This is a genomic window from Dietzia sp. (assembly GCF_036741115.1).
In the GTDB taxonomy this organism is placed as follows: domain Bacteria; phylum Actinomycetota; class Actinomycetes; order Mycobacteriales; family Mycobacteriaceae; genus Dietzia.
Genome location: NZ_DAINST010000089.1, coordinates 2,622 through 10,951 on the forward strand (window position 1 = coordinate 2,622; position 8,330 = coordinate 10,951).

Annotated in this window: 7 protein-coding genes, 2 tRNA genes and 1 pseudogene; 4 read left to right on the forward strand and 6 right to left on the reverse strand. The window is 68.3% G+C overall.

Features of this window, described 5'->3' with window-relative positions; genetic code table 11:
* Window positions 1–270: 270 nt before the first annotated feature.
* Both V7E05_RS12160 and V7E05_RS12165 read left to right on the forward strand, forming a co-directional pair.
* Window positions 271–1,419 (forward strand): alpha/beta hydrolase, encoded by a 1,149-nt coding sequence (locus V7E05_RS12160; protein ID WP_333619914.1) that lies wholly within the window; start codon window positions 271–273, stop codon window positions 1,417–1,419.
* Window positions 1,416–1,955, forward strand: a pseudogene (locus V7E05_RS12165) (DJ-1/PfpI family protein). The gene V7E05_RS12160 and the pseudogene V7E05_RS12165 overlap by 4 nt, the downstream one beginning before the upstream one ends.
* 28 nt (window positions 1,956–1,983) lie before the next feature.
* On the opposite strand, the gene V7E05_RS12170 reads toward V7E05_RS12165, so the two are convergent.
* Window positions 1,984–2,328 (reverse strand): carboxymuconolactone decarboxylase family protein, encoded by a 345-nt coding sequence (locus V7E05_RS12170; RefSeq protein WP_333619915.1) that lies wholly within the window; start codon window positions 2,326–2,328, stop codon window positions 1,984–1,986.
* 293 nt (window positions 2,329–2,621) lie between these two features.
* Between V7E05_RS12170 and V7E05_RS12175 the strand changes: the two genes are divergently transcribed.
* Complete coding sequence (locus V7E05_RS12175) at window positions 2,622–3,053, forward strand: cupin domain-containing protein (protein WP_333619916.1); 432 nt, start codon at window positions 2,622–2,624, stop codon at window positions 3,051–3,053.
* A 38-nt stretch (window positions 3,054–3,091) separates the two neighbouring features.
* Window positions 3,092–3,949, forward strand: a complete 858-nt coding sequence (locus tag V7E05_RS12180) for an aldo/keto reductase (RefSeq protein WP_333619917.1) — start codon at window positions 3,092–3,094, stop codon at window positions 3,947–3,949.
* A 453-nt stretch (window positions 3,950–4,402) separates the two neighbouring features.
* Here V7E05_RS12180 and V7E05_RS12185 read toward each other — a convergent pair whose 3' ends face one another.
* From V7E05_RS12185 to gyrA, 5 genes are all read right to left on the reverse strand, one after another.
* Window positions 4,403–5,257: a helix-turn-helix domain-containing protein gene (locus tag V7E05_RS12185; RefSeq protein ID WP_333619918.1), complete on the reverse strand. Its 855-nt coding sequence runs from the start codon at window positions 5,255–5,257 to the stop codon at window positions 4,403–4,405.
* Window positions 5,258–5,357: 100 nt separating this feature from the next.
* A tRNA-Ala gene (locus tag V7E05_RS12190) sits at window positions 5,358–5,430 on the reverse strand.
* Between the two features lie 72 nt (window positions 5,431–5,502).
* Window positions 5,503–5,579, reverse strand: a tRNA-Ile gene (locus V7E05_RS12195).
* Between the two features lie 113 nt (window positions 5,580–5,692).
* Window positions 5,693–6,220 carry a DUF3566 domain-containing protein gene (locus V7E05_RS12200; protein WP_333619919.1) on the reverse strand — a complete coding sequence of 176 codons (528 nt, stop codon included), beginning with the start codon at window positions 6,218–6,220 and terminating at the stop codon, window positions 5,693–5,695.
* Between the two features lie 8 nt (window positions 6,221–6,228).
* Window positions 6,229–8,330 (reverse strand): DNA gyrase subunit A (gene gyrA, locus V7E05_RS12205; protein ID WP_333619920.1); only part of this gene is annotated, 2,102 nt, incomplete at its 5' end.

An 8,330-nucleotide genomic window follows, 5' to 3' on the forward strand; every position in this document is an offset into this window, starting at 1 on the left:
CGCGCCTCGATCGCCGCGCAGATCCCGGCGACGCCGCTGCCGAGGACGAGGACGTCGACGGTCTCCGGCGCAGTGTTGCCAGAACCGGCGGTACCGGGGTCGGCGGTTTCGGCGTTCGGGCCCTGGTCTTCGGCGCTGTTCATGCCCGAAATACTAGAACGTGTTCTAGATTCCCGCGGCTGGTTCCCCGATCCCGCCCCGGCTCCCGGCCGAGCGGCGAGAATTGGCGACATCCCCCAACCATTCCCGACCGGGAAGCGAGGAGCGTCGATGTCGATCGGCTACTGGATCAGCATCGCGGTGTGGGCCATGCTCGTGGCGGCGGCGCTGCGGCCGCCGATGCGCCCGGTTCCGCTCGCGCGCGCCGCGTTCCTCCTCTCCGTCGCGGCGAACGAGATCCCGCTCGTCCTGCTCGTCGTGTTCGCGATCCCCATGGTGCGGGCTCTCGCCATCGACGACTCCGGCGCGCCGGGCCGCTGGCTCGGGGCGGGGGCGGCGTGCGCCGTCACCGCGGGCTTCCTCCTCGTCTACGTGCGGACGGTCCGCGACCGGGCGATCGTCGCGCGCGAGGTAGGACTCCCGGCCGGTGCCCGCCGCGCATCGTGGTCCGCGCTGCTCCCGCTGCCGCTGCGCCCGCGCGGGGTCGAGCGCCGGCGCGACCTGCCCTACTCCCCTGACGGCGGACGTGCCCATCGCCTCGACGTCTACCGCCACCGATCCACGCCGCCCGGCGCGCCGGTCCTCGTCTATTTCCACGGCGGCGGATTCAGTGGCGGTGACAAGCATTTCGAGTCCCGGCACCTGTGGTACCGGATGGCGCAGGCCGGGTGGGTGGTCGTCTCGGCGAACTACGCGCTGCGGCCGACGACGGGTTTTCCTGGGCACCTGATTGATGCCAAGCGGGCGATCGCATGGGTCCGCGAGCACGCGGCGGAGCTCGGCGCCGGGGGCGACACCCTCGCCGTGGCCGGGAGCTCCGCGGGCGGCCACATCGCGGCGATGTGCGCGCTCACCGGGAACCGTCCGGAGTTCCAGCCCGGCTTCGAGGGCGCGGACACACGGGTTTCGGGCGCTATCGGGCTGTACGGATACTACGGCCGCTACTACGGCGGCGCGCGGGGCGAGGAGCCGTCGTCGCTGCCCGCGGATTACCCGGCGAGCGCAGCGCCTCCGGTCCTCGTGGTGCACGGCGGCCACGACAGCTTCATCTCCGTGCGCAGCGCCCGCGACCTGGTCCGGGACCTCCGGGCGGGTTCGCCCTCCGCCGTCACATATGTAGAGTTCCCGGCCGCGAATCACGGCTTCGACGTCTTCGCCGGTCCGCGATACCGCGCCGTGGTCGACGGCGCCGAGGAGTTCCTCTCGCGCGTAGCGTCAACTCCGACCGCGACCGCCGCACGCCGGAAAGACCTCCGATGACCACCGCGCTCTTCGTCGTCTCCGCCGCCGATCACTGGACGCTCAAGGACGGGACCGAGCACCCGGCCGGGTACTGGGCCGAGGAGCTCGCCTAGCCCCACCGGATCCTCCGGGAGGCCGGCTGGGAGATCACCATCGCGATCCCCGGCGGCCACGGCCCCATGCAGGACCTCGCCGACGACGCCGTCTCCGGCGCGCTGCTCAGCCGCCGCCTCGAGTCCGGCCGCCCGCTCGAGCTCGTGTGCCACTCCCCCGCGGCCATGCTCGCGGCGAAGAAGCCCGACGGCTCCAACGCCTTCGCCGGCCGCCGAATCACGGCGCTCTCCAACGTCGAGGAGCGGCTCAACCCGTTCGGCTGGAAGGCGAAGTGGTACCTCCAGGACGCGCTCGTCTCCGTCGGGATCGAGTACTCGAAGAAGCTCATGCCGCTGCGCCCGTATGTGGTGGTCGACGGGAACCTCTACACCGGCCAGAACCCGGGGTTCTCGGTGCCACTGGCTGAGTGGATCCTGGCGGAGATGCCCTCCCGACCCTGACTGCGGAGGCCGCGGGCGCGGTGGCGCCTCAGTCCTCGCTCTCGACGATCTCCTTGAGAATCGACGTCGCCCCCATGCCGCTGGGCCAGCCCGAGTAGAACGCGAGCTGCAACAGCGCCTCCTCGAGCTCGTCGTCCGTGACCCCGTTCTCCCTGGCGAATGCGAGGTGGAACCGCAGCTGATCCATCTTCCCCAGCGCGGTGAGCGCAGAGATGGTCACCAGGCTCCGGTCCCGCTTGGACAGCCCTTCGCGCTCCCACACCTCGTCGAAGAGGACCTTGTCGGTGTAGTGCACGATGCCGGGGGCGAAGTCGCCGAAGGCGCTCTTCCCGCCGGTCCAGCCGCTATTTTGCTCGGAGTTCTGCTCGCTCATACTTTCTCCTCTCGTCGGGCGGCCGCCATTTGGGTCGCAACGTGCGCCGTCATCCAGGAGTACAAGCTGTGGGCGTGCGAGCCCCGGGTGGGCAAGCTCTGGGTGGGCAAGCTCTGGGTGGGCCCCGTCTAGCCGACCGGCGCTTACCCCACATCGAATGCGCATTACCTGCGGCCAGCCAGGCCCGGCGGCTAAGGGGTACCGGCAGGGACTGCCACGTTCCCCGCGCTCGGCATAGCGTGGAAGCGTGTGCGGGTACACGCCCACAGCGCCACGTCTGTGAAGGAGTGAGAATGAGCGACAGCGACAACGTCTACGACCAGATGTTCCCCACCGGCGAGCCCAACGATGCCTTCGCCGAGTACTTCATCGGCCAGAGTTACCTCGCGCCTCTTACTGACGGCACCGTTCCCGTGTCCAACGTGACCTTCGAGCCGTCGTGCCGAAACAACTGGCACATCCATCACGGCACCAACGGCGGCGGGGACCAGATCCTCCTGTGCACCGCCGGTTCCGGCTGGTACCAGGCCGAGGGCGAGGCCGCCGTGAGCATGGTGCCCGGAACGGCGATCCGCGTGCCCGCCGGCATCAAGCACTGGCACGGGGCGAAGGCCGATTCGTGGTTCAGCCACCTGGCGTTCGTTACCCCGGGCGAGGACGTGCGCAACGAGTGGCTCGAGCCGGTGAGCGACGAGCAGTACGGGCAGCTGAGCGAAGACAACTGATCGCGAGAGTAGAGAGAAATACGAGGTTAGAGACGACGATGACAATTTTCGACGAGACCTACACGCTGACCGGCGGAACACCCATCCCCAAGCTCGGGCTCGGGACCTGGTTTATCGACGACGACAAGGCCGCGGAGGCCGTCCGCGCCGCGGTCGAGATCGGCTATCGCAACATCGATACCGCGCAGGCCTACGGGAACGAGCTCGGCGTCGGCGAGGGCGTGCGCTCGGCGTCGGTGCCCCGCGAGGAGCTCTTCGTGTCCACGAAGCTCGCCGCGGAGATCAAGGATTACGAGGGCGCGGTGGCGGCGATCGACAAGTCCCTCGAGACCATGGGGCTCGACTACGTCGACCTGATGCTGATCCACTCGCCGCAGCCGTGGGACGAGTTCCGCGAAGGCGACTACTCCGAAGGCAACCGCCAGGCATGGAAGGCGCTCGAGGAGGCGCACGCCGCGGACAAGATCCGGACGATCGGGGTGTCGAACTTCCTCGAATCCGATGTCGACGCGCTGCTCGAGACCGCCGAGGTCACGCCTCACGTGAACCAGCTGCTGGTGCACGCGGGCAACACCCCGACCTCGCTCCTGTCCTACTGTTCGGACAAGGGCATCCTCGTCGAGGCCTATTCGCCGATCGCGCACGGCGAGATCCTCGACAATGCCGACGTGCAGGCGATGGCCGAGAAGTACGAGGTCACCGTGCCGCAGCTGTGCATTCGCTACACGCTCCAGCTCGGGACGGTTTCGCTGCCTAAGACGGCGAACCCGGAGCACATGCGCTCGAACGCTGAGGTCGACTTCGTCATTTCGGACGAGGACATGACCGCGCTGCGGAGTCTCGACGACAGGGACTACGGGGGGAGCGCCGCGTTCCCGGTGTACAGCGGGAAGTAGGCGCGGGGCGCGGGCATTCTTCAGCTCGCCTCCGGTCCAGCCTCCTCCGTGGTTTGCACGAGGTGCCGCGTGTTTGCACGACCCTTTTTCGGAGTTTGAACGAGGTTAATCCCGTTTGCACGACTTCCTAAGCTCATGCAAACCGGCGGAACGCCGTGCAAACCTCCCGGTAGCGGGCCGCGCCGCCCGGCCCGCTCTCTCGGCGGCCCGGAGAGCCGGAGAACGCACCGCTGGCTGGCGCCGCATCGGCTGGCAATCGCAATCATCGAGGAGTTCGCCGACTCCGCAGGCCCCCGAATCGGCAGCGGCCGTGGGCCCCTCGACAGTGCCGATCGCCTTTGCACGGGGAAACGTCCCTTTGCACACCCTCCTAAGCGCGTGCAATGGGACGTTTCCCCGTGCAGAAGCGCCGGGCAGCTTGTCGTGCCGCCGGGCGCGCCCAGACCAGCGGCGTCAATGCGCGGCGCGCGCCCCCTGCGCCATCTCGGCGAGGCGCCGCATCCGCGGCTCGGAAGGCGTGCCTGGCTCGGCGCTGTACGCCGTGAAGGTCAGGCCCGCCTGGGCCGAGACCTGCAGAGCGTCCATGCTCAGGTGGAGATCGCCGACCTCCGGGTGGCGAAAATCCTTGTAACCGCTCTGATGCAGCCGCACGTCGTGCCGCGCGAACAGCGTCCGGAACACGTCCGAGCGCGCGGAGAGCTCGCGGACCAGCTCCGCGAGGCGGTCATCGTCTGGGTAGCGCCCGGCCTCGGTGTGGAGCAGCGCGACCGTGATCTCCGCGGCTTTCTCCCAGTCCGGATACAGCCGATGGGCGCCGTCAGAGAGGAAGCAGAAGCGCGCGAGGTTCACCGGTCGCTCGTCGCCCTCGAACACCTCGGAGTAGAGAAGCTCGCCGAGCGGATTGATCGCCAAGATATCGAGGCGCCCGTTGCGGATAAAGGCCGGCGCCGCCGTCATCCCGTCCAACAGGCGCCGGAGGCTATCGGAGACCTCCCCTGGCGCCTTGCGCAGCGATTTCGGCGCGGGGCCCGCAGCCCGGGCGAGGTCGAAGAGGTGCTCGCGCTCGGCGGCGTCGAGCTGGAGCGCGCGCACGAGCGCGTCGAGGATCCCGTCGGAGATGCCGGCGAGGCCATTGCGCTCGAGGCGCGTGTAGTACTCGGCGCTGATTCCGGCGAGCAGGGCGACCTCCTCGCGGCGCAGGCCGGGGACGCGGCGGGTGCCGCCGAAATCCGGGAGGCCCGCGTCGGCGGGAGTAAGTTTTGCCCGCCGGGTCATGAGGAACTCCCGGCTCTCGGCGCGCTGATCCATGGACACAAAGGTAGCCGAGCCGCCCACAGCCGCGGACGAGCTACCGAACGGCGCATAAAAAATTCCCCGGCCCACACCCGGGCCGGGGAATCTACTTTTGTGGAGCCTAGGGGATTCGAACCCCTGACATCTGCCTTGCAAAGGCAGCGCTCTACCAACTGAGCTAAGGCCCCGCGCGGGGAACTAGCACTCCCCATTAGCCGAAACGCCGGCCCGCAACGAGTGCGATACCGGCGCCTTTTGGCTGGTGGGCCTAGGAGGACTTGAACCTCCGACCTCCAAATTATCAGTTTGGCGCTCTAACCACCTGAGCTATAGGCCCGTGCGCGGACGTACCGTGCAACAAGCGATTAATCTACCGGACGCTATCTGCCGAAACCAAATCGCCTCTGCCCCGCCGCCGGCGGCCCTCCGCGGGGGCCGCCGGCAACGGCATCACTGCCGGTCGCGGTCGGCGAGAGTCACCTGGATCCCGCCGCCGGTAAAGCCGGCCGACAGGTTGTAGATGAAGACCCCGATGGTGGCGAGAATCGACCAAAGCACCACGTTGAGCAGGCCCACGCCGGCGGCGTAGAGCAGGATGTTCCCGAGCCCCACGACCGAGGCGGAACCATCGCCGACCACGTCGGAGAGCGCGCCACCGAGTCGGTCCCACACGCCCATGCCGGACAGCAGCAGGTAGAGCACGCCCACGGCGACCATCCAGATGACGAACAGGGCGAACATCAGCGACAGGATCGTCGTGAACGCGCTCCACGGGTCGATGCGCCGCAGGATCACGGTCGACTGCAGCGGCCCGCGCCGCACGCGCCGCGACTGGGCGACGACGGGCCCGGGAGCCCCCGCGGCCCCTGCGGCCGGGGCGCTGGACACCCCGCCCGGGCCGCCCTCGCTGGCATTGAACGACCTCGTGCGGGATTCGGCCCCAGCCGTCCCCGAGGGACCCTTCGGCGTTTCGCTCATCCGAACTCCTACTTCTTGCCGGAACCGTCGCCGTCGAGCTCGAGCTGCTCGTCGACATCGGGCTCGTCCGCGTTGCGTGCGATTGCCAACAGGCTATCGCCGTCCGCGAGGTTCATCAGGCGGACACCCTTGGTCTGTCGGCCCGCCTTGCGCACCTGCTTGGCCAGCGTGCGGATCACGCCGCCCGAGGACGTGATCGCGTACAGCTCGTCGGCGAGCTCGCAGATCAGCGCTCCGACCAGCTTGCCGCGCTTCTTGTCGTACTGGACCGTGAGCACGCCCTTGCCACCGCGGTTCTGCGCCGAGTACTCGGACAGCGACGTGCGCTTCGAGTAGCCCTTCTCCGTGGCCACGAGGAGGAACAGGTCGTCCTCGTCGAACTCCGCGCGGACGACCTGCATGGAGAGCAGGTGGTCGCCGTCGTTGAACCGCATGCCCATGACGCCGGACGTCGCGCGCCCCATGGGCCGCAGCACGTCATCGGACGCATGGAAGCGGATCGACTGGCCCTCGGCGGAGACGAGCAGGATGTCGTCGTCCGCGGAGGCGAGGGCCGCGCCGATGAGCTCGTCGCCGTCACGCAGGTTGACCGCGATGAGCCCGCCGGAGCGGGGAGAGTCGTACTTCTCCAGGTCCGTCTTCTTGACCAGGCCGTTCTTCGTGGAGAGCACGAGGTACGGGGCGTCGTCGTAGCCCTTGATCCGGATGATGCTGGCGATGCGCTCCTCGGGACCGAACTCGAGGAGGTTAGCGATGTGCTGCCCGCGCGCCGTGCGGTTGGCCTCGGGAAGCTCGTAAGCCTTGAGCCGGTACACACGGCCCTTCGTCGTGAACACGAGGAGCCAGTCGTGGGTGGAGGAGATGAAGAAATGGCGGACGATGTCGTCCTGCTTGAGCTCCGCGCCGCGCACGCCCTTGCCGCCGCGCTTCTGCGAGCGGTACAGGTCCGTGCGGGTGCGCTTCGCGTAGCCGGTCTCCGTGATGGTGACGACCACGTCCTCGCGCGCGATGAGGTCCTCGTCCGTGACGTCCCCGTCTGCCGGCACGATCTGCGTGAGCCGCTCGTCGCCGTACTTGCCCACGATCTCGGCGAGCTCGTCGGCGACGATCTGCCGCTGGCGCTCGGGGCGGTCGAGGATGTCCTTGAGGTCGGCGATCGTCTTCTCGATCTCGGCGAGCTCGTCGATGATCTTCTGCCGCTCGAGGGCCGCGAGGCGGCGGAGTTGCATGTCGAGGATGGCCTGCGCCTGGTCCGCGTCGATATCCAGGAGATCGATGAGACCCTGGCGGGCGTCGTCGACCGTCGGCGAGCGGCGGATGAGCGCGATGACCTCGTCGAGCGCGTCGAGCGCCTTGACCAGGCCGCGCAGGATGTGGGCCCGGCGCTCGGCCTCGTCGAGGAGGTAGCGCGTACGCCGCACGATGACCTCTATCTGGTGCGCCACGTAGAGGCGGATCAGTTGATCGAGGCGGAGGGTGCGCGGGACGCCGTCGACGATCGACAGCATGTTGGCGCCGAAGGAGGTCTGCAGCGAGGAGTGCTTGTAGAGGTTGTTGAGCACGACCTTCGCCACCGCGTCGCGCTTGAGCGTGACAACGATGCGCATGCCCACGCGGTCCGAGGAGTGGTCCTCGATCTTCGCGATGCCGGCGATCTTGCCATCGCGCACCTGAATGGCGATCGACTCGATCATGTTGTCCGGGTTGACCTCGTAGGGCAGCTCCGTGATGACGATGACCGTGCGGCCGTTCTCCTCCTCGATGGAGGTCTTGCCGCGCATGCGGATCGAGCCACGCCCCGTGGTGTAGGCATCGCGGATCCCCTGCTCGCCGACGATGAAGCCCTGCGTCGGGAAATCCGGGCCCTTGATCCGCTCCATGCAGGCGGCGAGAGTGGTCTCGTCGTCCGCTTCGGGGTTGTCGAGGCACCAGTAGATGGCATCGGCGACCTCGCCGAGGTTGTGCGGCGGCATCTTCGTGGCCATGCCCACCGCGATGCCGCTCGAACCGTTGATGAGCAGGTTCGGCACGCGCGAGGGCAGGACCGTCGGCTCGGTGGTCTTGCCGTCGTAGTTCGGCTGGAAGTCGACGGTGTCGCGGTTGATGTCGC

Bases quoted from the DNA above. Each gene is read 5' to 3' on its own strand.
- V7E05_RS12160 (WP_333619914.1), top strand. From the start codon at position 271: ATGTCGATCGGCTACTGGATCAGCATCGCGGTGTGGGCCATGCTCGTG.
- V7E05_RS12170 (WP_333619915.1), bottom strand. From the start codon at position 2,328: ATGAGCGAGCAGAACTCCGAGCAAAATAGCGGCTGGACCGGCGGGAAG.
- V7E05_RS12175 (WP_333619916.1), top strand. From the start codon at position 2,622: ATGAGCGACAGCGACAACGTCTACGACCAGATGTTCCCCACCGGCGAG.
- V7E05_RS12180 (WP_333619917.1), top strand. From the start codon at position 3,092: ATGACAATTTTCGACGAGACCTACACGCTGACCGGCGGAACACCCATC.
- V7E05_RS12185 (WP_333619918.1), bottom strand. From the start codon at position 5,257: ATGGATCAGCGCGCCGAGAGCCGGGAGTTCCTCATGACCCGGCGGGCA.
- V7E05_RS12200 (WP_333619919.1), bottom strand. From the start codon at position 6,220: ATGAGCGAAACGCCGAAGGGTCCCTCGGGGACGGCTGGGGCCGAATCC.